The following is a 24,389-nucleotide window of genomic DNA, read 5'->3' as shown; positions in this document are numbered from 1 at the left end:
TCCGGGGGTCGTCACTTCTGTCACAATTGCCCCATCCGTGACATACTGGCCTGCATGAAGATCCGCACCCTTGCAATGACCACCACCCTCGCCGGCACCGTCGCGCTTGCGCCGACCGCCGGCGCCGACGCCATCGACGACACGCTGGCCAAGCTGCCGTCCGGCCCGATCTCCTGCGACCAGGCCTCCCGCTACTGGACCAACGACGCCGACTACCAGCAGAAAGTCCGCCAGGCCCGCGCAGTCGCCGCGTTCGACAGCCGTGGCCCGCAGATCCTGGACGCACTTTCGCGTGTCGACGAAGCCGCGAACCGCTGCGGCCTCAAGGGCACCCAAGGCGGCGCGAAGCCGGCCCAGAACACCCAGCCGAAGAACACCCAGCAGCAGGCCCAGCCGAAGCAGAACACCCAGAACACCCAGCCAGCCCCGAAGCAGACCCAGAACCCCCAAAACCTGAACGTGCGCCCGCAGATCCCGGAGCGGATCAACCTCGCGCCGGCGGGTGCGCCCAGCTTTGACGTGCCGGTGGCGAATATCACTACGCTGCAGCTGCCGGACATCATCAAGATGATCCAGCAGGCGCTGGCGCAGATCCTGGCCTACTTCAACATCCAGCTGTAGAGCTCGTCGCCGCCGGCGTGGATGCGCACGCCGGGGGTGGGCGTGAGCCACAAATCGGTTTGTAGCGCGTGCTCGCCGTCGCTGCACAAGAACGAGATGGTTTCGTTGGTCTTGTCCAGCACCTCAACCGTCGCGCGGGTGAGCCACGCGTTGCGGCGGCGCACCCCGATCAGCCGCTGGTACTCGGTGAACAGCCAGCCACCTAAAGGCGACAGCTCCGCCGGCGATGCGGGCAGAGCGGGGCGCACGGCGTCGTCGGCGGACCAGCTTTCGCCGCGCACGCCGGTAAACCCCTGCTCGTCGCCGTAGTAGATCGACGGCATGCCCGGCACCGTCATCAGCACCGCCGCGGCCAGGACGGCTTTCTCCGGCCCCACCTTGGAGGCGATGCGGTCCACGTCGTGGTTGCCCACAAACGTGTTGGGCAAAACATCAACAGGATGCCGCTCCAGCGCGTGGGCGAGCTCCCAGAAGTTCACGTCCACCAGCGAGGACCAGGTCGCCTTCCACAGCTCATACTGGGTCACGGCGTCCAGGGAGCCTGCCTTGCCTATCGACGAGTAGTCCCCGTGGATGACCTCCCCCAAAAACATCGCGTCGGGAAACTCCGAACGCACGCGGGCGAGCACGTCGGCCCAGAAGTCGGCGGGCACGGCGTATGCGACATCGAGGCGCCAGCCCGCGATGCCGCGTCGCAGCCAGTGCAGCATAATCTCCACCACCGCGTCGCGGACAGCCGGATCCGCGTGGTGCAGGGTGGCCAGCTCGCCGTGGCCCTCCCAGTCCGTGTCGCCGGCAAGCCCCTGCTCAACCCACGGGTGCGTGCGGGCGACGTGGTTGAAGACCCCATCCAACATGATGTGGATGCCGCGGGCAGAAGCTTCGTCGATAAGCCAAGCGAAGTCCTCCTCATCGCCGAGGCGGGGGTCGATGCGGAAGTGGTCGAGGGTGTCGTAGCCGTGGGTGGCGGAGGCGAAGATGGGGCCGAGGAGCAGGCCGTTGCAGCCGAGTTCGACCAGGTAGTCCAGCCACGGATCGAGGTCGCGGAGGCGGTGGGCGGTGTCATGCTCCTCGCGGATCGGCGCGCCGAGGGCGGCCAGCGGGTAGACGTGCCACCAGATTGTGCGGTCCAGCATGCGCCCGAGCCTACGCACCCAGCAGCGCCAGAGGCACGACCGCGACGCCGTCCGGACGGCGGTACGCGCGAGTGCCGGTGGTGAGAATGACGGTATCGACCACGTCGTCGCGCAGCTTCTCCCGCAGCCACAACAGGTGCTTCACGTCGTCGTCGCCCACGTTCGCGGCAAGCTTGACCTCAAACGCGACGATGGCGCCGTCCTGGTCCTGCGCGATCAGATCAACTTCCCTGTCACCTTTGACGGTGCGGAAGTGGCCGACGTTGCCAAACGACGCTTGCGCCGCGACACGCACCGACAACGTGGCAAGCGATTCGAAGAGCGGGCCGAGCAGGTAGTTGAACCGGCCGGTGAGTTTAGCGGCCGGAATGTCCAGCAACCGCAGCACAAACGCTGGGTCCGCGAGCTGGTGCTTCGGCGCTTTCGCCAGGCCCGCAAACGGGGATCTCCGCATGTCCCACGCTGGCACCGGGTCCAGCATCCACACCTCGGCGAGTTTTTCGCGGTACACCATGGTGGTGGACTTGGCTGGTTTGTTGGCCTCCCCGGGCGTCGCGGTGTCGAGGATCTCCTGGTAGCTCGTGGTGGTCGAGCTCGCCGCCGCGTACGCCGCAAGCCAATTCATCAGCGCCGCCGGGTTGCGCGCGACGTAGCCCTGCTCGGGCAGGTCCCGGTCCACCACCCGCGCGAGATACGAGTCGAGTTGCTGGTTACGCAGCACCGGGGGCGCCTCGTAGAACCCGGGGAAGCCGCCCGATGCGATTGCGTCGATGTAGTGCTTGAGCGTGCGGTCGGTCTCTCCCGCAATCGTCGCACCCCCTTGGAACAGCGAGCTCATGCTTATCGACGGCTCCGCCCCCGCCCGTTCAAACAGCGCCAACGGCCGCATGCGCAAGGAGAGGATACGGCCGGCTCCGCTGTGAGTGTTTGTGCCCGCCACCGGCGTGGCTGACCCGGTGAGGAGGAACCGGCCGGGCGCGGCCCCCTCATCGACGGCGCGGCGGACGTAATCCCAGGATTCGGGGTGCCGCTGCCATTCGTCGATGAGGATGGTGCCGGGCGCTTCCGCGCTGAAGGTGGGATCTGCGGCGAGCACGCCAGCGCCCTCCTGCGTGTCCAGCCGCATGACGGTGGACGCGCGGCGGCGCGCGGTTTCCGTTTTCCCCACGCCCTTCGGCCCCTCGACTGCAATTGCCGCAGCGTGGGGAAGGAGCTGGTCAAGCTGGGTGTCGACGGCCCGCGGAAGGTAACTCATAGTGTCCTACACCACCAATTTTCCGCGTTCTATCGGTCGAATTTTCCGCGTCCTACGCTACGAATTTTCCTTATCTTCCCGGCCGATCAAAGGCTGCAGGCCCTTGGCGATGCGGTCCTTCCAGGTTTTGGCGATCTCGTCGTAGCCGCGGTCGTGCGGGCGGATGCCGCGGTGGGTGAAGTTGACCTTGGTTTCGCCGTCGTCGTCCTCGGAGATGTCGAAGATCAGGGAGGTGTCGTCCCATTCGTGGTCGTTGTCGTCGGTGGGTTCGACGTTCCAGACCACGCGCTTGCCGTCGTCGGCTTCGCGCACGGAGAAGTCGCGGTCCTCGACGTGGAACTCGCCGCCCTTCTCGCTGGCGTTGCCTTCCGCTTTCTGGTCCCACCAGCTGTTGGGTTTGGTGATCGCGCGGTAGACCTCCTCGCGGGTGGCGGGCACGGAGAAGGAGGCGGTGAAGTCGCGGATGGCCTGGGCGGTGGTGCCGTCGGCGAAGGTCCAGTCGGACAGGGTGTGGTCCGGGTCGTAGATGGCCACCTCGACGCCGTCGTCCTTGTACTTCATCAGCCCGTCCTTGATCAGGTCGCGGCCGGCTTTGTTGAAGCCGGTCACGCCGGAGACGTCGAAGATCAGCTTGTCGCCGTGCAGCCGGCGCTGCGCCAGCCCGCGCAGGATCTTCTCGGCGGCGGTGAAGTTGATCATGCCCTGCAGCTCCACCACGTCCGCGCCCTCGCGCCGCTGCACGGACTTGATGCCCGGCGCGATGTAGAAGTTGGAGGACAGCAGGTTCAGCCCCAGCGAGCTGGAAAGTTCGCGGAAGATTTTCACGCCGCGCACGGAGTTGCCTTGTTTGTTTAAGCGGGGGCTTAGCGACGCGATCCCGAGCTGCCCGGGCAGCGTACCGATCAGCCCGCCGGCCACCCCGGACTTGGCGGGGATGCCCACGTTGACCATCCACTGGCCGGAGGCGTCGTACATGCCGGAGGAGACCATGACGGCCTGGGCGAGGCGGGCGGCTTCCGTGGAGAGCACCTTCTCGCCGGTGACGGGTTGGGTGCCGCCGTTGGCCAGGGTGGCGGCCATGGCGGCGAGGTCGCCGACGGTGACTAGCACTGCGCACTGGGCGATGTAGCTGGCCACGGCGTCGTGGGCGTCATCGGTGATCATGCCGCCGTCGCGAAGCATGTGGGCGAGCGCCTTGTTGCGGTCGGCGCTGTCGAGTTCGGAATCCAGCACGCGCTGGTCCACGGCAAGGTCGCGGCCGGCGAGGCGGGAGAAGTAGTCGCGCAGTTTCTCGCTGCGCTGCTCGACCGGGATGTCGGGGCCGCCGATGAGTTGGTTCACCGTGATGGCGCCGGCGTTGATCAGGGGGTTGGCGGGGCGGCCGTCGTCGTCAAGCGAAAGCTCGTTGAAGGCCTCGCCGGAAGGCTCCACGCCCACGTGTTTGTGCACCTCGTCGGGGCCGTACATGTCCAGTGCGAGCGCGTAGACGAAGGGTTTGGAGATGGACTGGATGGAAAACTCGTAGTCCGCGTCGCCGACGGTGTAGAGGTGGCCGTCTGTGGTGCACATGGCCAGGGCGAGTTTGTCCGGGTCGGCGTTTTTGAGCACGTCGATGTAGTCGGCGAGCTCGCCGCTGTCTTGGTCGCGGACGTCGTCCACGATGGCCTGGAGGTGTTCGGTCACTGACGAGAGCATGGCGCCAGTGTAGAGGTGTGCGCTGCGAAGCCATTTAAACCGGATATAATCGGGTTTATGTACAACGACACTCTCCCAGATTCAAAGCACGCGCACCTCTCCGACGCCCACGCCGAGACCGTCAAGGCGACGCTCGGGCCGGTGGGCGAGAACATCCAGACCATCGCGAACACCTTCTACTCCAAGATGTTCGCCGCCCACCCCGAGCTCATCTCCGACCTGTTCAACCGCGGTAACCAGAAGCAGCAGGCGCAGCAGAAGGCGCTCGCGGCCTCTGTGGTGAAGTTCGCGTCGCACCTTGTGGACGACTCCGCGCCCGACCCGGTGATCATACTCAACCGCATCGCGCACAAGCACGTCTCCCTCGGCGTGACCGAGGCGCAGTACAAGATCGTGTACGAGAACTTGATGGCCGCGATCGCCGAGGTGCTCGGCGACGCCGTCACGCCCGAGGTGGCCGAGGCATGGAGCGCGGTGTACTGGCTCATGGCGGACGTGCTGATCAAGGCCGAGAAGGACCTCTACGCCTCAGACGGCGTGGCGGACGGCGACGTGTTCCGCCGCGGCAAGGTCGTGGAGAAGCATGAGCTTTCCGACGCAGTGACGGCCTTCACCGTGGAGGGCGAGTTCACGCAGCCGAGGCCGGGGCAGTACACGTCCATAGGCGTCAAGCTTGACGACGGCGCACGGCAGCTGCGCCAATACTCCATCATTGAAGGCGACGCGTCGCGCTACCGCATCGCGGTGCAGAAAGACGGCGAGGTCTCCTCCTTCTTGCAGGAGCGTATCGACGTCGGCGACACCGTGGACGTCACCTTGGCCGCGGGTGACCTGGTGCTGCAGCCGGGCGAGCGCCCGATCGTGCTGATCTCCTCCGGCATCGGCTCTACTCCCCTGACCGGCATTCTCCGCCACCTGGCGCAGAACAATGATCCCCGCCGCGTGACGTACGTGCACTCCGACGCCTCCGAGGGCTCCTGGGCGCAGGCGCAGGAAACGCGCGAGCTGGTGGAGAAGCTGGGCGACGGGGCGCTGAAGACCTACTTCCGCGGCGATGACCAGCGCGTCAACGTCGGCGAGCTCGATGTCGCCGGCGCGGATGTGTACCTCTGCGGCGGCACCGGCTTTCTCCAGTCCCTGCGCGACGACCTCGCGCAGCTGCCCGCCGACAAGGCCCCGGCCAACGTGTACTACGAGCTGTTCAGCCCGAACGACTGGCTGGTGGCCTAGCCCTCCTGCTTGGTCAGGCGCGCCCCGCACTGGCCGGGGCGGTCGTGCGGGATGAGCTGCACCTTCACGTCGCCGGCGCCCTGGTCCAAAAAGCCGCCGTGCAGCGCGCACACCACTGGGGCGGGGCGGGTGCCCACTTCGGCGATGAAGGGGCAGGCGTTGAGCCCCACCTCGCGCACCTTGGCGGTGGCGGCGTCTGGGCGCGGCGCCGGGTCAAAGCCCATCTCGCGCAGGGTCTGGCATGTGTGGCGCTCCGCGGTGTCCAAGTCCACGCGCAGGTTGTCGTGGCGGCGGGTGTTCACCCGCTCCGCCCACTGGCGGCCGAGGCGCTTCGCGCTGTCGGTGTCCTGGTCGGCCAGGGTGCTGGCCAGCACCTCCACCAGGGCGATCATGGAGTGGGAGGCCAGGTTCGTGCGCGCCACGCGGGCGGTGTAGATGTGCGAGGGGCGGCCGCGGCCGGTGCCGGGGGCGACGCGGCGGGAGACCACACCCGCGGACATCAGCTCCTCCAGGTGGCCACGCACGGTGTTCGGGTGCATGCCCAGCGCTTTGCCGATCTCGGCGACCTGGATGCCGTCCGGGTTTTCCTGGATCACGTGAAACACCTCGAGCTGCTTTAGGCTGAGGTGGCCGACCGCGTTGATCAGATCACCGGCGGGACGGGGCGCGTGATTCCGTTCCATGCGCGTTCTCCTGGAGGCGTTTTGGTGTTACATCAAGAGTATATTCCAACCTAAGATGTAGGACAACTTGGTTTTTGGAGGTGTTGGCCACATGCCACGTGCGGTAGATGTAGCAGCGTGGGCGGTTGTCGCCGCGGGTGTGGCGGCCGTCGCCACCGCGGCGGCGGTCACGCAGTCACGCGAGGGCGAACTGCCCACCGGCGACGACGTGGTCACCGCGGACGTGCGCATCGAGCGCATGCGCTACGTCCCCGACCGGATCGAGGTCCCGCGCGGCACCAAACTGGTGGTCAACCTGGTCAACGACGGCGACAAAGAGCACGACCTGAAGATCGGGGAGGCCAACTCCGGCCGGCTCTCCCCCGGCGAGGCCAGCGCCACCTACTTCGGGGAGTTCAACAAGGACACCCGCGGGTGGTGCACCATCGCCGGGCACAAGACGATGGGCATGACCTTTAAGGTCGACGTGACTTAATCACCGCAACCTGCGCCTTCACAGCGCGCGCCATAAGCGGCAGAAACGCCACCAGCACGCCGAACGCGACAAAGGACAGCACGATGCGTGCGTAGGAGTTGCCCACCACCAGCCAGGCCAGAAGCGCCGCGTTGAACAGGCCGGCGCGCAGGTAGGCGGCCCGGTTGAGCTCACGCAGACCCGCCTTCACCGCCGCCGGACCGCCGCCCATGGTGGTGGGCATGAGGTAGCTCATGGTGCCGATGAGCAGCTGGCCCGCGAACCCGAGCAACAACGGCAGCGTGGGGATCTCCCCTGCCCCGCCGAACATCCGCACCGCGTACCAGGTCAGCCCGCCAATGAGCCAGGTCACCGCGAACAGCGCGGACAGCGCCGGGTAGGTCACGCGCCCGCGGGGATCTTTGAGCACCGTCAGCGCGCTGGCCAAAAATCCCTGGTACAGCCACACCCAGCCCGCCAGGATGACCACAGTGCCCGCGCCCACGACCACGGGCAGGCGCAGCAGCGAGCCCGCCACCGCCACGACAACACCAGTGCCGGCCAGCGCGAGCGCCACGCCGACGCGGTCCTGCCCGCGGGTGCGCCACATCGCCGGGAACAGCACGCTCAGCGCGCCCATCGCCGCGAATCCGACGAACCCGCCCACGTTGGTGAACATGTGGGCCTGGCGCACCGCACCGTGCCACTGCCCCGGCAGGCCTGCGGACAGCGCCGCGCCGAACAGCGCGCCCACCGGCAGGCAGCACGCGGAGGCGAGAAAGCCGATTACCCCGGCGTTACGGCGCGGCGCCGAGCGCACCTGCCTGTACAGCACCGCCGCGTGCCACGCCAGCGCCACCGCGACCACGAGCGCGCCCGCCCACGTCAACCAGTACCACCGCGCGACCTGGCCTACCAGCACGGCGACGGTGCCGGCGTTGAGGAGGTAGGTGCGGGAAAGTTGGGCGGGCCGGGAGGCGTCGTCAAGCTTTTGCCCCAAGAAGCGCTCGGTGAGGTTTTGGGACCACAACATGATCGAGTTGGTCAAAATCCCCAGCGTGAAAATGTGGATGAGCAGCCACGACCCGTCCGGGATGAACGGGTGCGCGAGGCCGGCGAGGATGAACACCGCCATCCATACGCTCACAGGCCGCGAAGCTTTGCGGTGCCACGCGCGGGGGTTCATGTCAGGCATTGACTCCTCCAGACTTCGGGTTGTCGCGGAAACACCACCAGGTGGCCGCAGCAAAGCACGCCGCACCCGCGGCCAGCACGCCGATCACACCGTTGTAGGCGTCCGTGTAGTCCGCCCCGCGGTCCAGCGCCGCCTGCAGCAGCGACCCCGTCAGCGCCACAGTAATCAAGGTGCCCAGCTCATAGGACACCTCCTCCACACCCGCGGCCATCCCGGAGCGGTGCATCGGGGCCGAGCCGATGATCGCGATCGAGGAGACACTCATCACCGAGCCCGCGGACAGGCCCAGAAGCACCATGCCTATCGACGTCCATCCGGCCGCCAACGCCACCGCCCCCACTACCGCCCCGAGGAACCCGCCGGCGATGAGCGGCAGGAAGCCGACCTTGTGCAGATATGCCCCGCCGAGTGTGGAGGCCGGGATGGCGGACAGGGCCATCACGGCGACGGTGGCGCCGGCGGTGAGGGGCGTGAGCTCGTCGACAAGCTGCAGCTTCTGCGTGGTCATGAGTTCGGCGCCGGCGAGGACGAACATGCCGCCGACCGCCGCGAGAACACCGCCGGTGAACAGGCGGGAGCGGAAGATGTCGAAGGTGAGCAGCGGGTCGTCCAGGCGGTGCTGGCGGCGCACGAACAGCCAGGAACCGGCGGCGGTGGCGACGAGCGCTGCGAGGGTGATGGCGGGGCTGTTGGCGGCCTGCTTGATGGCCATGGTCAGGCCAGACAGCGCGACTAGGGCGTAGAACGAGGAGACCACGTCCCACTGTTTGTCCAGGTTGGGCAGGTTTTCCGGTGCGAGCGCAACGGTGAGCACGAGGGCGACAATGACGATGGGCACGTTGATGAGGAAGACGGAGCCGACCCAGAAGTGCTCAATCAGCGCGCCGCCGACCACCGGTCCGAGCGCGCCGCCCGCCACCGCCACCGAGCCCCAGATGCCGATGGCGGTGTTGCGCTCGCGCTCGTCCGGAAACGTCAGGCGGATCAGCGCGAGCGTGGCCGGCATCATCACCGCAGCGCCCATGCCGAGCATCCCGCGCGCCAGGATCAGCTCTAAGGGTCCGGGCGCGAACGCCGCGCCCAGCGACGCCAAGCCGAAGATGGCTAGCCCCACGAGGAACATCAGGCGGTGGCCCACCCTGTCTCCCAGCGCGCCCGTGCCGAGTAGCAGGCCGGCGAGCACCAGTGGGTAGGCGTTGATGATCCACAGGCCCTGCTCCGGGGAGGCGTCAAGGGAATGCTCCAGCGCCGGCAGCGCGGTGTAGAGGATGGAGTTGTCCAGGCCGATCATGAGCAGTCCGAGCGAGACCACCGCGAAAAATCCCCAGCGCTGCGCCTTAGTCATGGGCAGATGGTACCGCGCGCAAAAAAGTGCGCCCCGGTTGCGGGACGCACTCTGTTTGGTTGTTGTTCTTAGCGCATTGCGAGGAATGCTGCGCCAATGCCGAGGACTGCCAGGGCCGCGACGACGCCGCCGATGATGGCCGCGACGTTGACCTGGTTGTTAGCCTGCTTCGGGGCCTCGGCCTTGGCCTTGGCTTCCACCTTCTGCTCAGCCTTGGGCTGCTCGGCGGGGACTTCACCCGGCTGGGCGGGGATTTCTTCCGCCGGCACGAGCGCGGTCAGGGGGTGCTCTTCGGCGACCTCGACGGGCTCCGGCTGTTCCACCTCGACGACCTCCTCCGGCTGCTCGATCTCCTCGACTTCAGCCTTTGCGCGGGCGCCGATGGACTCGGCGTAGGCGCCGATGCGCGGGTTGTCGAGTACCAGGGAGTCCCAGTCGGCGGGGACGAGTACCTTGCCCGCCGGGGTGTCGGCGAAGTACGGCTTTTCGGAGTAGTTGAAGTAGTCGAACTGGCGGTCGTAGTTCATCACCGACTGGTAACCGGCCTGCATCGGGGAACCTTCAGCGATGTCGGTGACGTACTGCTGAGCACCCCAGTGGCGCAGTCCCAGGGTGTGGCCGAACTCGTGCAGGATGGTGTTGCGCACCTGCATGTCGGTGGCGCGCCCGCCAGGGTTGGCGATGTAGAAGGCGTTATCGCCCACCAGCGACAGGCCCGTGGCATTCGAGCCTGCGCGCATGCGATCGCCGAGTACGCCGGAGCGGAAGATGTTGTCGCGCTCGCCGAGGGCGTTGATGTTGTCGATGAGCTGGAACGCCTCGTGCCGGCTCGGGCTGAAGTAGACGTCGCGGTAGTCGATGCTCTCGCCGCCGTGGGTGTCGGTGTAGTTGGCGATGTTGGTGTAGTGCTCACCGGCGTCGATGTGCAGGTTAATACCGTGGTCGTCGAACAGGTCCACGAGATCATCCAGGGCCTGCGTCGACGGGGCGTAGGAGGTGCGGTTGGCCTCGGCGCACTCGCGGGCGGCGGTGGTGTTGCAGCCCAGGGTGTCGTATTCGGAGGCCATCCAGTTCAACTGGAGGAACACATCCGGGCGGTTGGGGTCCGCGCCCCAGTCCGGCAGGGGGATTTCCGTGCCGTCGGCTAACACGACGCCTTGTTCTTCCCAGATATCCGGAATGCCGTCGCCATCGGAGTCGGTAAGCGTTGCGGTGTTAGTGCGCACTGGCGCTAGCTGAACCTCCTCAGCTGCGTGTGCGACGGTAACGCCGGATACCGCGATGGAGGCTGCAACTGCTGCGGCGATGGTGTTTCGGAATGCTGCTCGCATCTCGGTGACTCCTTGATGGTGTGTGTTCTCTTTGTTACATCCACGAGTTTATGCACCAAATATGCGCTGGTAAACCGCTCGGGGAAAGCCTGGAAAAACCTTGAAATCGTTGAACATTCTTTCCGGATTGTTCAACGTTTCCACCCGTTGTGGCCTGCGGATTGTTCAGCAATCCGGGTGGTGGATCCGCGGTTTCGCCGGCTTTGTTCAACGATCACACCGCGGGCGGTGCTAGATGGTTGAACAATCCACCGCAACTGTATACTATGCACTTTCAGGTGTTTTCTTGCATAATATTGGCTAATCACGGCTCTACCAGCGCTTTCGGATTGAGTACACAACTCACGGCCTCTCAGGTAGCCCGGTTTTTCCGTGAAATACCGGTGTGTGCACCGGATTGTTCAAAGATCGGCGGATTGTTCAGCAATCCTGTTTTACCCCCTACCCCCGTTTTTTACCCCCGCTGCGGGGCCACGGAGCCGTCGCAAAGCAAAAAGCCCCCTCTAACCCGAGTTTCTGCGCATCTTGGCGCGGCGCATATCGATGGCCAACGCGATGCCGATCACCGCCGCGTGCTGGCGTTCGTCCAGGTCGGGCTCGATGCGCACGCGGTAGCTGGACTTGCCCATCAGCATCCGCCCCATGCCGGAATACTCCGCGTCCACGGTCGCGAGCGGACGGCCCTGGCTGGTCAGCGTGTAATTCAGCTGGAACGCCTGCCCCTGGATCTGCACGTCCGGGAAACCCGCGACCTCCACGTCGAACTTCGCGCCGATCCAGGCGAACCGCTGCGTCAACCGCGCGAGCTCCAGCGGCGGGTTGACCTGGTGCACGACGTACTTGTCGCGGATGAAGTTCACCGGGTCCTCGATGCTCAGCACGTGCGCGCCGGCCGCGTCGAAGACCTCCACCCCGCGCGACGCCTTGACCAGGTCGCTCATCTTCAGCGTCTGCCTGGCCGTGCCCAACAGCTCCCCGCCTGGACCCTCGATCGCGAACGTGTCGCGGCCCAGGGCCTTTGTTTGCTTTACGACGATCTCACGTTGCCTAAACACGCCCCCACCCTAACGACATGTGGCTGGTTGTGGGCGGATGTGGTTTGGGCGGCTGGTTTTGCCTGCCCTGCCCCCCATCTCCACAAACCCCTAGTAAGCCCTCCCTAGTATGGCCAATTTTGGGCCTTAATAGGGGTTTGTTACTCGGGGTATGTCCCGACGCCCGCCAGTCGATTCGCCAAAAGGTGAGACGCTCCCGCACGATGCTTCAGCCCTAGGGCTGGTATTCGCGACGACAGCGTCTCGGCACGGGGCGAACTTCGGAAAGAAGGTCACCCTCTCGTCGATGATTCTACCGCGCGCAGCGGAAAACCCCGGCGGGCTGGATAGTCCAGCCTGCCGGGGTTGTACGCGCCTAGCTCAGAAGGGTGCTAGTTCGAGCTGCCCTCCGAGGAACCCGCGGAGGATCCGTCAGAGGAGCCCTCAGCGGAGCCAGCCTCGCCTGCGGCCTCACCAGCGTCCTCGCCGGTTTCGTCGCGGCCGGGGGTGTTGGTGACGGGCGGGACAACCGTCGTCACGCGGTCGCCCCCGAGGGAGGAGCCGCCCACGCGCACCTCATCGATGGAGGTCGACTTCTTCGGGCCGATGGCGGTGAACGCCTCGCCGGCCTCGTTGGAGCACCAGTCGTAGAGGACGGAGCCCGCGACAACCACGCCGGCGGCGATGGCTGCCCACTGGCCGTACTCCTGCACCTCCGGGCGCATTGCCAGTTCCTGCAGCATGCGGTTGGCGGCCTCGGCCTTCGCACGCAGCTCGGCAACCTGCTCGTTCTCCTGGCCGCGGCGGCCGTAACCGAAGTCCGGCGTCTTGCGGCGGATCTCGTCCTGGATCTCCGCGGAGATCCGGTCGAACTGGTCGTTGACAGCCTTGACGTACGGGGCTGCGACCTCACCCAGCACCTGGCCCGCCAGCAGCAGCGGCACCATGTACAGGATCGGCGAGCGCACCGCGTTGGCCACACAGCGGCCGAGGACGCTGCCCTCGTCCGGCGTGCCCGTCGGGGTGACCACGGCCGGGGTGCTCGTCTCCACTTCAGTGACCGTGACCTGCGGCAGCGTCTCCGTGACCACCGGCGGCAGCGTGTACGTTGCCGTCGCGGTCACCGGCGGGGTGTAGCCATCCACCGGGGTCGGTGCGACCTCGGTGACGGTCTTGCCGGAGTCGTCCACAACCACAACCACCTGGCCCGGAACATCCGGCGTGGTGGTCACTTCCGGACCCTCAACGGTGGTGACCACCGTCTGCGGCTCCGGCGTCACCGTCTGCACGGTGGTGACCGGCGTGGTGCGAGTGACCGTGATCGGATCCTGCGTCTGCACCACAGTGGTGACGATCGGGTCCGGGGTCTCCGTGATGGTCACCTCAGAGATCACCGGGTCCGGGGTCTCCGTGATGGTCACCTCAGAGGTCACCGGGTCCGGGGTGATGGTGGTCAGCTCACCTGCCAGGGTGGTGGTCACCGGATCCGGGGTCTCCGTGACGGTGGTGACTTCGCAGTCGCACGGTGCCGCACCCGTGGTCGGGGTGGACTGCGCCTTGTTCGTCGGCGTGTTCGGGGTGCGCTCCACCACCGTGGTTTCGGTGGTGACGGTGCCCGGAACCGTCGTCGTCTCATTGGTCGTGCCCGGGACGGAGCTGACCACAGTCTCGGTGGCGGTGACCGGCGGGGCGGTCGCGATCGCCTCGTTGACGTGGTAGCCGGCCGGCGCCGCCACCGTGATCACGATCTTGGCGGATTCGCCCGGCTCGAGGGCAAGCCCGCGGCCTGCCTTCTCCAGCTCGTCGTTGATCAGCGCGGTGAACTCGTCGGCGTCACCCTCGTCCAGGCGGGTGACGTTGTCCACAACATCCACGCCCTCGAGCGCCACCGAGCCGGTGTTAGTCACCGTGTAGCGCAGCTGCATCGGCTCGCCCTCGCCGATCGGCAGGGCGTCGCCGGCTTCTTCGGCGTCGCGCCATGCGTCGTCGCCCTCGTCCTCGCGCTTGATCTCCTTGAGGATCTCCAGCTGCGGGGAGTCGGAGGAGGCGTCATCCGGCGGCGCGGTCACGGTCACAACTGTCGACGGAACCACGGTCTCCGGCACAGTCGTGTACGGGTTCGTGGTGCCCGGGATGGTGGTGGCCGGGATGGTCACCGGCGGCACGGTCACGCCCGCGACGTTGTCGTGGCGGCCGGCCGGGGCCTTCACGGTCACGGTCACGTCCATAGACTCGCCCGGCTCCAGCGCGAACGGGGCGACCTTGCCCAGCTGGGCGTCGATAGCCTGCTGCAGCTCGGCGTTGTCCTCCTGCACCTCGTCGGTGAGGCGGATGTCGCGGATCGGCAGGGTGCCCTTGTTGGTCACGCGGTAGGTGATGTCCATGTCTTCGCCGGCGTTGACCAGGGCGTGCTCGTCGCGGCCGTTGATGAACTTCTTCACCTCAAGCAGCGGCGAGTTCGCCCGCGCGGTGGTGGACACCGTGGTGGCCGGACGGGTCGTACCCGGCAGGGTCGTCTCCGGGATGGTCACCGGCGGCACCGTGGTGGACGGGCCGGTCGTGCCCGGGATCGTGGTGCCCGGACGGGTGGTGCCCGGAATGGTGGTCTCCGGAACCTCGGCGCGAGCCTCGTTGACGTGCTCGCCCTCCGGCGCGGTGACCTCGATGCGGATGTCCTGGAAGGCGCCCGGCGCGAGGTTGAACGGCTTGGCCTTCTCGGCCAGCTCCGCGTTGATCTCCTCCTGCAGCTCCGGGTTGTCCTCGCGGATCTGGTCCGCAAGTGCGATGTCGTTCAGTTCCACGTTGCCGGTGTTGGTAACGCGGTACCAGATCTCCATCTTCTCGCCCGGAGTGACGGAGGCGTCCTCGCGGCCGTTGATGCGCTTTTCGATGTTCAGGCGGCGCAGCTCAACCGGCGTGCAGACAACGTTGTTGGCCGGGCCGTCCGAGTCGCCGGACATGTTGGCCACGTTGACCAGGCCGGAATCCGCACCCGGGTTCGCACCCTCGGCGGTGCACTGGCCGACAGCCTCCGGCAGGTTGTTCGCCGCGGCCTCAGCCAGCGTGCCGGTGACGGTGACGTGGAAGTCCTTGTACTTGCCCGCCTTCAGCGCAGCGGCGTCGGCGACCTTGTAGCGGCCGTTTTCGACCTCCACAGTCTTGCCGTCTACGGCCACCTCGTTGACCGTGAAGCCGGCGCCGCGCAGCGGCACGTCCCAGATGGTGGCGTGCTCGCCGTCGACCAGGCCGGAGTTGCGCACGCGGATGACGTACTCGTTGGAGTAGTCGTAGCTGCCTTCCTCGTTGCGGGTCAGCGCAACGTTGCCCGCACGGGCGCCAAGCTTCTCGACGGCAAACTGCGGCCGCTCAGGCGCCGGCGCCGTCGTCGTGACCGGCGGCGGCACCGGGGTGGTTGCCGAGGTGGTCGGCGTTGCCTGCGCGGTGTTCGTCGGCACGTTCGGCGTCTTCTCGGTGGTGACCACGGTGGTGGTCAGCGAGCCCGGCACCGTCGTCGTGGCGTCGGTGGTGCCCGGGACGGAGGAGACCTGCGTCTGGGTGGTGGGCACCGCCGGGGCCGTCGCGATGGCCTCGTTGACGTGGTAGCCCTTCGGTGCGTCGACAGTAATCTCGACGACCTTCTTCTCGCCCGGCTTCAGGGTGAAGCCGCGGCCCTCTGCCTCGAGCGCGCCGTTGAGCGCGTCGGTGAGCGCCTGCTGGTCGCCCTCGTCCAGACGGGTGACGTTGTCGACGATGTCGATGCCGCTGAGCGTGACGGAACCGGTGTTGGTCACCGTGTAGCGCACGCGCATCTTGCCGTTCGCGTCGACAACCGCCGCGTCGTCCTCGGTGTCGGCGGCGTGCCACTTGTTGTCCTCAAGGCTGAAGATGTCCTTGAGGATCTCCAGCTTCAGCGAATCGGAGCGGGCGTCGTCGGACGGGGTGGTCGTCTGCGTGACCACGCGCTCCGGGACCGTGGTCTCCGGAATCGTGGTGCGCGGGTTCGTCGTGCCCGGGATGGTGGTCGCAGGCACGGTCACCGGCGGAACGTTCGGCTTTGCGACGTTCACGTGGCCGCCTGCCGGCGCCTTGACCGTGATCTCCACGTCGCGGAACTCGCCGGCCGGGATGTCGATCGGCTCGACCTTGGCCAGCTCATCAGCGATCTGCTTGCCCAGCGCATCCTTAACCGCATCGGAGCCCTCAGTGACCTCGTCGGCGATGGTGACGCCCTTGGCCTCGACGTTGCCGTTGTTGAACACGCGGTAGGTGATCACCATCTCCTGGCCGGGCTCGACAATGTCGCCCTCGTCCAGGTTGTTGATGTACTTCTTGATCGCCAAGTTCGGCGAATCCGAGCGTGCGTCGTCAGACGGCGTCGGCACCGTCACCACCGTCGACGGCACCGTGGAGGCCGGGATGGTGGTGTTCGGGTTCGTCGTGCCCGGGATGGTGGTGCCCGGCACGGTCACCGGGGGCACGATCGGCTTAGCGACGTTCACGTGGCCGCCAGCCGGCGCCGGCACCGTGATGCGGAACTCGCGGACCTCGCCCGGCTCCAGCGCGAACTGGTCGATGCCGTTGAGCTTGGCGTCGATGTCGCGCTGCAGCGCCTTGGAGGTGTTCTCGTCGGCGGCCTCGGTGACTTCGTCGGCGAGGCGGATGCCGTCGATACGCACGGAGCCCGTGTTGGACACGCGGTAGAGGATCTCCATGTCCTCGCCCGGCGCGACCTGGGTGCCGTCGTCGTAGCCGTTGATGTACTTCTTGATCGCCAGCGACGGGGAGCCCGCGTGCGCGGTGGCGGTGACCGTGGTCGGCGGGACCGAACGGCCCGGCACGGTGGTGCCCGGGATGGTCGTCGCCGGGACGGTCGAGCCCGGGATGGTGGTGCCCGGCACCGTGGTCTCCGGGTCGGTGGTGCCCGGGACAGTCACCGGCGGGACGGTGGTCTCCGGGATGGAGGTCTCCGGACGGGTCGTGCCCGGCACGGTGGTCTCCGGCACCTGGGCGCGCACCTCGTTGGTGTGCTCGCCCTCGTACGCGGTGACCGGGAACGTGATGTCCTTGACTTCGCCCGGCGCGAGGTCGAAGGCCTCGATCTTGGCGATCGCGGCGTCGATCTCCTTCTGGAGCTCGTCGTTGTCTTCCTTGATCTGGTCTGCCAGCGTGATGCCGGACAGGGTGACGTTGCCCGTGTTGCGGACGCGGTACCAGATCTCCATCTTCTCGCCCGGGGTGACCGGTGCGTTCTCGCGGCCGTCGATGCGCTTTTCAATGTTCAGGCGGCGCAGCTCAACCGGCTCGCAGACGATGTTGTTCTCGCGGCCGTCGGAGTCACCTTCCATCTCGATGGTGTTGACCAGACCGGAGCCTGCGCCCGGGTTCTGCGTGGTGACGGCGTCGCACTGGCCGACGGCTGCCGGCAGCGCGTTCGCGGCCTGATCGGTAACGGTGCCGTTGACCACGACCTGGAAGTCCTTGTACTCACCGACGGCGAGCTCGGCTTCCTCACTGATGAGGTAACGGCTGTTTTCCGGCTTGACCTCGGTGCCGTCGACGGTGACGGAGCTGATGTCGAAGCCGACACCGCGCACCGGCACATCAGAGATCTTCGCGTGCTTGCCAGCGATGGAGCCGGTGTTGCGCACGCGGATGGTGTACTCGGCGGAGTAGCCGTACTGGCCGTCCTCGTTGCGCTCCAGGCTTATGCCGGACTGGTTGCCCAGCTTCTCCACCGCGAACTGCGGCTTCACAGGCTCCGGAACAACCGGAGTCGTGGAGGAGGTCGGCGTCGCGTGCGCGGTGTTGGACGGCGTGTTCGGGGTGACAGTGGACGGTTCAACTACACGCGGGGGCACGGTGGTCACCGGAACGGTGGAACCGTTCGTGGTGGTCATCACCGTGGTGCCCGGGATGGTGGAGCCCGGCAGCGTGGTCACCGGCGGTGCGGTCACCTTTGCCACGTTGATGTGGCGCTGCTTCGGCGCGTCGACGGTGATCTCCACCGCGCGGGACTTGCCCGGCTGCAGGGTGAAGTCCTTGCCGTACTTCTCCAGCTCGGCGTTGATCGCGTCGGTGAGCGCCTTCTTGTCTTCGTCGGTGCCCTTGGTCAGCTCGGTGACCTCGTCGACAATGCCGATGCCGGACACCGGCAGGGAGCCGGTGTTCTTCACCGTGTAGCGGATGCGCATCTTGCCGTTGGCGTCGACCACTGCGGCGTCGGAAGCCTCGTCGACCTTGTCGGCGGTCTTCCAGTCGTTGGTGTCGTTGCTCCAGATGTCCTTGAGCAGCTCCAGCTTCACAACGTTCGAACGCGCGTCATCGGACGGCGTTGTCGTCGGAGTAACGGTGCGCTCCGGAACCGTGGTCGGCGGGATGGTCGTGTTCGGGTTCGTGGTGCCCGGGATCGTGGTGGCCGGAACGGTCACCGGCGGCACGACCGGCTTAGCCACGTTGACGTGGCCGCCCTTCGGGGCCTTAACCGTGATCGTGACGTCCTTGAAAGCGCCCGGTGCGAGGTCGAACGGCTTGACCTTGTCAAGCTCAGCCTTGAGGTCCGGAATGTCCTCGCCCTCGGTCACCTCGTCGGCGATGGTGATGTCCTTGACCTCACCGACGCCAGTGTTGCGCACGCGGTAGGTGATCTCCATCTTTTCAGCGTCCGCTGCGAGGACGTCGCCTTCGTCGCGGCCGTTGATGTACTTGGTGATCTCCAGCTGCGGCGACTCCGAGCGGCCCTCATCCGGCGGCGCGGTCACGGTGACCACGGTCGACGGAACGGTGGTGCCCGGCACGGTAGAGCCCGGGATGGTGGTGCTCGGCTTCGTGATCGGCGGGACTGTCACCGGTGGCACCGTGGTGCCTGGCACGGTCACCGGCGCGGTAGCAACGGCCTCGTTCACGTGGCCGCCAGCCGGTGCCGGCACCGTAATACGGATCTCCTTCACGCCGCCCGGCTCCAGCTTGAACGCCGGCTCCTTCGCCAGCTCGGCGTTGATGGCTGCCTGCAGGCCCTGCTTATCGGTGGCCTGGGTGACTTGGTCGACGACGCGGATGCCGTCGACAGGCATGCTGCCCTCGTTGACCACGCGGTAGAGGATCTCCATGTCCTCGCCCGGCGCGACGGCGGTGCCATCGTCGTGGCCGTTGACGTACTTCTTGATGGTGATCTTCGGCGAGTTCGCCTTCGCCGTGGTGGACACAGCGGTGGACGGGACCGGCTTACCCGGGACCGTGGTGTGCGGGAGCGTCACCGGCGGGATCGTGGTCGGCGGGACGTCGGCGCGAGCCTCGTTGGCGTGCTCGCCCTCCGGAGCCTTAACCGAGATGTGCACGTCGCGGATCTCGCCCGGCTCGAGGTCGAAGGTGTCCTGGCCGTTGAGCTGCTTGGTGATCTCTTGCTGCAGCGCGTCGTTGTTTTCCTGGACGTTGTCCGACAGCTTCACGTCGTGGAGCGTGACGTTGCCGGTGTTGCGGACGCGGTACCAGATGTCCATCGGCTCGCCCGGCTTCACGACGGCTTCCTCACGGCCATCAATGCGCTTCTCGATGTTCAGACGACGCAGTTCAACCGGCGTACAGACAATGTTGTTGTCCGGACCGTCCGAGTCGCCGTCCATGTTGACCACGTTGAGCAGACCGGAGTTCTTCGTCGCGTCCGCACCGGTGGCGTCGCACTGGCCGTACGCAGCCGGCAGGTTGCCCGCCGCAGCATCGGAGATGGTGCCGGAGACGGTGACGGTGAACGTCTTGGATTCGCCAGCTGCGAGAGCTGCGCCGTCCGCAATCTTGTAGCGGCCGTTCTGCAGCTGCGCGTCCTGGCCATCGACCTGCACGGAGTTCAGCTCGAAGCCGACACCACGCAGCGGAACGTCGTAGATAGATGCATGCTCGCCGCCGCCCTTGCCGTCATTCCTGACGATGATGGTGTACTCCGCAGTGTAGGAGTACTTGCCATCCTGGTTGCGCTCCAGGTTGATGGCGGACTGGTTGCTCAGCTTTTCAACCGAGAACTGCGGGTTCTCGACGACTGGTGGCGGGGTGTCTTCCTTACGGATGAGTGCGTTCGCCTCATCTTTCTTGGACCTGATTTTTACCGGCTTTTCGTCGAACGGGTCGAACTCACCTTCAGGTGGTCTGCGGAAGTCGCCATCGCGCGGATCAAGCACACCATTCGCAGTCGCCTCGTTGCGGTGGTCGTCCGAGTCCGCTGCTGGTGCGTTCACGATGATGTTTACAGTCTTCGAGTCGTTCGGCGAAAGGGAGAACTTTTCCTGATTACCGAGTTCATTGTCGATGTCCCGCTGCAGCCGATCCTTGTCGGCTGAGGTGTCCACGACGTCCGACAGCGAAATATCGGAGATAGTGCCGCTGCCAGTGTTGGTTACCACGTACCGAATCAGAACAGGCTGACCACTCTCAATCGTCGGCCATTCCGTGTCAGCATCCTGCGCGTCAAGGGGGTCATGATCTTCCGGTGATTTCGACTCGTCGAACGGCCCGATGTATTTCTTGACCTTTAGCTTCGGGTCACAATCACCGTCGGCGGCCGAATCATTGTTCGAGTTCGGGTCTTTTTCGTTGCCGATCACCGAAACTCGATTTACCGCGCACTCTTCAGTGCTTTTGCCAGCAGTAACACGCAGGATTGCGGTTTGCTTGTGGTTTCCTTCAGAGTCAATGCCCTCGAGCGGCCCGTGCACCCAGTTCAATGTGCCGTCCTCGGCAGTCTTCTGGGAAATCCATCCGTCTGACACCGCTTCAACTTCCACCTCAGAGAGATTTCCGCCAATAAGATCGCGGATAGCGAAGCCTGAGGATGCACAAGGGGAGTTGTTTGTAACCTCTACCGTCCACTGCCATCTACCGTCCTCAGTCTTGTGAAGCGTCTTTGCGACTTCAAGGTCGACATCCGCCGCTCGATGCTCAGAAACAGTGAAGGCATTCGATGCCGCATCATTGTTGTACGAGTGAGGCACCGTCTCCTTCGATACCAGGGCAATTTCAACCTGGTCCCGCGCGCCATCCGAGTTCTTGATGGCTAGCCGGTACGCGTCCCCCGAACCGTTCACACTGAAGCCTACGTCTCCATTACCGTAAGTCCACGCGTTACCGTAAACACCTTGTTCGATCGCGTCACCCGCAGGCGTACGCAGGTTGTCAATATCCCAGAAGTCGGTAACGCCTGTCGTGGTGTCAGTTCGGTATAGACGAGGTGTTCCGGTACCAAGCCTTCCATTCCCAGTTTGGAGTGGCTGCCCATTCGCGTATGGCTCGTCGGTAGAGACCGACCAGATGTACTTGTTCTGTTCAAGCCCCTCAAATGCCCAGTCATTAGCGCTCAGTGGCCTGTGCAAAAAGGTGTTGCCGTCCTGGTCCTGCGGGACATTCACAAACTTATAAGCATTCGCAGTGTCCTCTGAGAGCCTCAGCGGGAACGCCTCAGTCGCAGGAATCCTACTTCCATCGTCTGCTGGCAACGCGAGGCCTGTTTCCTGATCCTGATCAAAAGCAATCTGGTACACCGTACCGGAGCCGTGCATCGAGTTATTGGAGAAGATGTAATTACCGTCGACGTCGAACGCACCATTGGTGAAACCGCGTGAGACATCTTCTGCGTTCAACCCGGATATCATGCCAAGCGGCTTCGCCCATCCGGTCTGAGGACTAATTTTCTCAACAAAACGCCCGCTGGGTGCGTCCCGTCATCGTTTGGTCGATTCTGGGAAACCGCGTAGAGATAGCCATCCTTGGAGTTGTAAGCCAACGAGTTGTAGACCCAATCTGTCTCTCCTGGCCCCAACGAGGATTCTGGGTCTTTTCCAGGTACCGGCGTAAAGTGCTCACCATCGTTTAGACCGTCCTGGCGATACTGAAGAACAGTACGGTTTCGTCCTGGATTACGAGGTTTTTCAGGCTTTGTTGCATCGAAACTTTCAGCAATCCATGTCGTGGTGCCCGTTGTAAGAGTCCCCTCGACGTTTTTGATGCACTTATCTTTACTGCCCTCAAAGAGGGGATCCCTGTTACCCGGGTCATTTTGTAGGTTCAGATCAATGCCCGGCTGGTAACGCGGTGTAGCGGCAACACTGGTTCCACCACCTACGCCTTTCCCCACGGCATAATTTGAGCTATCCCCCAAGGCAACAATGTTCACATATTCGTAGGTTTCAGTTGGGTTAGACGGCGCTGGCAGGAGCTCTACTGTTCGGAAATCAAGATTTAGACGGATCCACCCATCTCCGCCCTTCGATGCATAACCCGTTACAGTATCTACGGTGTCGTAGTCCGTACTTGACCTGTATTTACGAATCTCATAGGTCGCCTCGTCTGGCAATGTGGTATCGGAGTCCTTAGGCAAGAATTCAATTTCAACACCCGTCATTTTTCCGGGCGTTTTGAAACTTATATTCGTTCTCCACCGGTCGTTTTCGTAGCCAATCTGTCTAGTTTCGACCTTCGGAACCGCGTTGGGGGCAGTCGGTACTTGGGCCTCAGCTTTCTGAAGTCCCGATTCTTGGTTCGCTGGCACCACAACGGTGGATCCGAGTGTCAGCGTTAACGCAGAAATGCAGGCAATTCCAAGTCTTTTACTGTTTTTAATAGGGCTCATTGAGACATCATTCATGAGATCCACCTCAGTTCGAGAACAAGCAGGGCAACAGACACAGGAATCATATACGGATTGAATAGCATTTTCAGCGTTTAGCGATGTAAATGTATCCTGCGATCGATCGGCCACACCCGCCACCGGACGCGCCCCGCTATCGTGAGATCAGAACCCCACCAAGGGGTTAAACGACAAAATGTGTGTCCGGATTCGGCGTGTCGCGGGGTTAGATGTGGCCTTTTTGGATGCCGATTGAGTGTGTGTATTCGGTGTCGATAGCGTTGTCGTAGAGGGCTGGGCGTCCAATTTCGTGGTCGGTTTTGGAGGCGCCGCATTGTTTGCAGCGCCATCTGGTGGTGCCTTTGCTGGTGGTGCCGTTTCGTTTCATTTCACCGCCGCAGTAGCAGCGGGGCTGGTTCTTTGACATTGCGACACCACACCACGCCGCGCATAGCACACCAACGCTGCCACACCGAGGATTGAACGCTCGAGACCCAGATATATGCTCCCGGAGCATATATTTTCCTGAAACCTACAGGTCAACCCCTGAAAATCGGCGATTCCGGACACACATTTTGACCCTTAACCCCACTCCAAAAACGAAAAATCCCGAGACACCGTAGGAACGATGTCTCGAGACTTCACATTGTGCCCGGGGGGGGACTTGAACCCCCACGTTCTTGCGAACACTGGCACCTGAAGCCAGCGCGTCTGCCAATTCCGCCACCCGGGCGGGCGACTTGATTAATATAGAACGCACCTCACAAAAACTACAAATCGCCAGCGCACACCGCCTTTTACCCCGCGTCGACAACGGGGCCGACACGCTGCGCGGATAGGTGGTGTCGGGTGCGGCACCTATACTGTCCGGGTTACTTAAATTCTGATGTGAAGAAAGGAGGTGCGCAGGAAGTGGCAGTGATGGACAGGCTGGCAAAGCTGGACAGTTCTCTGCAGCGCGGCTTAGACAATTCCATGGCGGCGCTGTTCGGCGGCAAGGTTGTGCCTGAAGAAATTGAGGAACTGGTCAAGCAGGAAGCCCAGGACTCGCTGGTGGTCACGGACAGGGATGAGTATGTCGCCCCGAACGTGTACGCGGTGGGTGTGTCTTCGAAGGACTTGGAGAACCTGTCGCAGAACCGCGATCTTCCTGTGGACCTCGCCGATCAACTCATGCGCTACGTGCGCAACAAGCAGTGGTTCCTCGACGGCCCTGTTGTTGTGCGTATCGCGGAGGAGTCGGGTCTGCGCACTGGCCAGCTCCGGGTGTCCTCGTATATCGACACCATGCCGGATGTGGTCAGCGGCTTCGACGCCATTGTGGCGGAGCCGAAGAAGCGCAAGGCCTCGCGCTCGCAATTGAAGGAGGATGCAATGTCCGAACCTAACGCCAACCAGCCGCAGGCCGCTGCCGACACCGATGCGGCCACGGTGAGCCTGCTGCTTCAAGACGGCTCGTCGCGCACCTACCTGGTCCACGAGGGCTCCAACATTCTGGGCCGTTCCAACGATTCGGATTTCCGCCTGCCGGACACCGGGGTGTCGCGCCAGCACGCGGAGATCACCTGGGACGGCCAGGTGGCGGTGCTGGTGGATCTGCAGTCCACCAACGGCACCACGGTCAACGACGAGCCGGTGGAGAACTGGATGCTCGCGGACGGCGACGTGATCACGCTGGGCCATTCCAGCATTGAGGTCCGCATCATCGGCGGCGAGGACAAGCCGCAGGCCAGCGCCAACCAGCCGGAGTTCACGGACTCGGTGGCGTACCCCAGCACCGAATACTTCCGCCCGTAAGAGG

At 64.6% G+C, this 24,389-nt stretch carries 14 protein-coding genes, 1 tRNA gene and 2 pseudogenes; 4 read left to right on the top strand and 13 right to left on the bottom strand.

The window, feature by feature from the left end:
* Nucleotides 1–54 precede the first annotated feature (54 nt).
* Entirely contained in the window at nt 55–621 is a 567-nt protein-coding gene (locus O5O53_RS02980; protein WP_269508898.1) for a hypothetical protein, read from the top strand.
* Here the strand turns inward: O5O53_RS02980 and O5O53_RS02975 are convergent.
* The 3 genes from O5O53_RS02975 to O5O53_RS02965 are packed head-to-tail and all read right to left on the bottom strand — an operon-like array spanning nt 600 to nt 4,707.
* Nucleotides 600–1,757 (bottom strand): alpha-amylase family protein, encoded by a 1,158-nt coding sequence (locus tag O5O53_RS02975; RefSeq protein ID WP_269508896.1) that lies wholly within the window; start codon nt 1,755–1,757, stop codon nt 600–602. The two genes, O5O53_RS02980 and O5O53_RS02975, sit on opposite strands and share 22 nt — an antisense overlap.
* Nucleotides 1,758–1,767: 10 nt before the next feature.
* Entirely contained in the window at nt 1,768–3,012 is a 1,245-nt protein-coding gene (locus O5O53_RS02970) for an ATP-binding protein (RefSeq protein ID WP_269508894.1), read from the bottom strand.
* Between the two features lie 57 nt (nt 3,013–3,069).
* Entirely contained in the window at nt 3,070–4,707 is a 1,638-nt protein-coding gene (locus tag O5O53_RS02965; protein WP_302470895.1) for a glutaminase, read from the bottom strand.
* A 57-nt stretch (nt 4,708–4,764) separates the two neighbouring features.
* Between O5O53_RS02965 and O5O53_RS02960 the strand changes: the two genes are divergently transcribed.
* Complete coding sequence (locus tag O5O53_RS02960; RefSeq protein WP_269508890.1) at nt 4,765–5,937, top strand: globin domain-containing protein; 1,173 nt, start codon at nt 4,765–4,767, stop codon at nt 5,935–5,937.
* On the opposite strand, the gene O5O53_RS02955 is transcribed toward O5O53_RS02960, so the two are convergent.
* Complete coding sequence (locus O5O53_RS02955) at nt 5,934–6,620, bottom strand: helix-turn-helix transcriptional regulator (RefSeq protein WP_269508888.1); 687 nt, start codon at nt 6,618–6,620, stop codon at nt 5,934–5,936. The genes O5O53_RS02960 and O5O53_RS02955 overlap by 4 nt on opposite strands.
* Before the next feature lie 91 nt (nt 6,621–6,711).
* Here O5O53_RS02955 and O5O53_RS02950 point away from each other — a divergent pair, with 91 nt between their 5' ends.
* Complete coding sequence (locus O5O53_RS02950; protein WP_269508886.1) at nt 6,712–7,095, top strand: cupredoxin domain-containing protein; 384 nt, start codon at nt 6,712–6,714, stop codon at nt 7,093–7,095.
* On the opposite strand, the gene O5O53_RS02945 is transcribed toward O5O53_RS02950, so the two are convergent.
* The 9 genes and pseudogenes from O5O53_RS02945 to O5O53_RS02910 all read right to left on the bottom strand — a co-directional run bounded on the left by O5O53_RS02945 (nt 7,076) and on the right by O5O53_RS02910 (nt 23,321).
* Complete coding sequence (locus O5O53_RS02945) at nt 7,076–8,269, bottom strand: copper oxidase (RefSeq protein WP_269508884.1); 1,194 nt, start codon at nt 8,267–8,269, stop codon at nt 7,076–7,078. The genes O5O53_RS02950 and O5O53_RS02945 overlap by 20 nt on opposite strands.
* Complete coding sequence (locus tag O5O53_RS02940) at nt 8,262–9,614, bottom strand: MFS transporter (RefSeq protein WP_269508882.1); 1,353 nt, start codon at nt 9,612–9,614, stop codon at nt 8,262–8,264. The genes O5O53_RS02945 and O5O53_RS02940 overlap by 8 nt, the downstream gene beginning before the upstream one ends.
* Before the next feature lie 68 nt (nt 9,615–9,682).
* Complete coding sequence (locus tag O5O53_RS02935; protein ID WP_269508880.1) at nt 9,683–10,945, bottom strand: hypothetical protein; 1,263 nt, start codon at nt 10,943–10,945, stop codon at nt 9,683–9,685.
* 503 nt (nt 10,946–11,448) lie between these two features.
* Nucleotides 11,449–12,000: an LURP-one-related/scramblase family protein gene (locus O5O53_RS02930; RefSeq protein WP_269508878.1), complete on the bottom strand. Its 552-nt coding sequence runs from the start codon at nt 11,998–12,000 to the stop codon at nt 11,449–11,451.
* Between the two features lie 371 nt (nt 12,001–12,371).
* Nucleotides 12,372–20,369: a hypothetical protein gene (locus O5O53_RS02925; protein WP_269508876.1), complete on the bottom strand. Its 7,998-nt coding sequence runs from the start codon at nt 20,367–20,369 to the stop codon at nt 12,372–12,374.
* A 168-nt stretch (nt 20,370–20,537) separates the two neighbouring features.
* Nucleotides 20,538–21,521, bottom strand: a pseudogene (locus O5O53_RS11675) (DUF6923 family protein); the annotation flags it as partial.
* 89 nt (nt 21,522–21,610) lie between these two features.
* The gene (locus tag O5O53_RS02920; RefSeq protein ID WP_269508874.1) at nt 21,611–22,606 is read right to left on the bottom strand and encodes a hypothetical protein; all 996 of its coding nucleotides are present in this window, start codon (nt 22,604–22,606) and stop codon (nt 21,611–21,613) included.
* A gap of 268 nt (nt 22,607–22,874) precedes the next feature.
* Nucleotides 22,875–23,015: pseudogene (locus O5O53_RS02915) on the bottom strand (transposase-like zinc-binding domain-containing protein); the annotation flags it as partial.
* Nucleotides 23,016–23,237: 222 nt separating this feature from the next.
* Nucleotides 23,238–23,321: transfer RNA gene (locus O5O53_RS02910), tRNA-Leu, on the bottom strand.
* Between the two features lie 179 nt (nt 23,322–23,500).
* On the opposite strand from O5O53_RS02910, the gene O5O53_RS02905 reads away from it, so the two are divergent.
* Nucleotides 23,501–24,385, top strand: a complete 885-nt coding sequence (locus tag O5O53_RS02905; RefSeq protein WP_269509055.1) for an FHA domain-containing protein — start codon at nt 23,501–23,503, stop codon at nt 24,383–24,385.
* Nucleotides 24,386–24,389: the final 4 nt, after the last annotated feature.

Source organism: Corynebacterium faecium, assembly GCF_027257105.1.
Classification (GTDB): domain Bacteria; phylum Actinomycetota; class Actinomycetes; order Mycobacteriales; family Mycobacteriaceae; genus Corynebacterium; species Corynebacterium lehmanniae.
The sequence above is the reverse complement of the archived record's forward strand: the minus strand, read 5'-3'. Positions and strand labels throughout refer to the sequence as shown.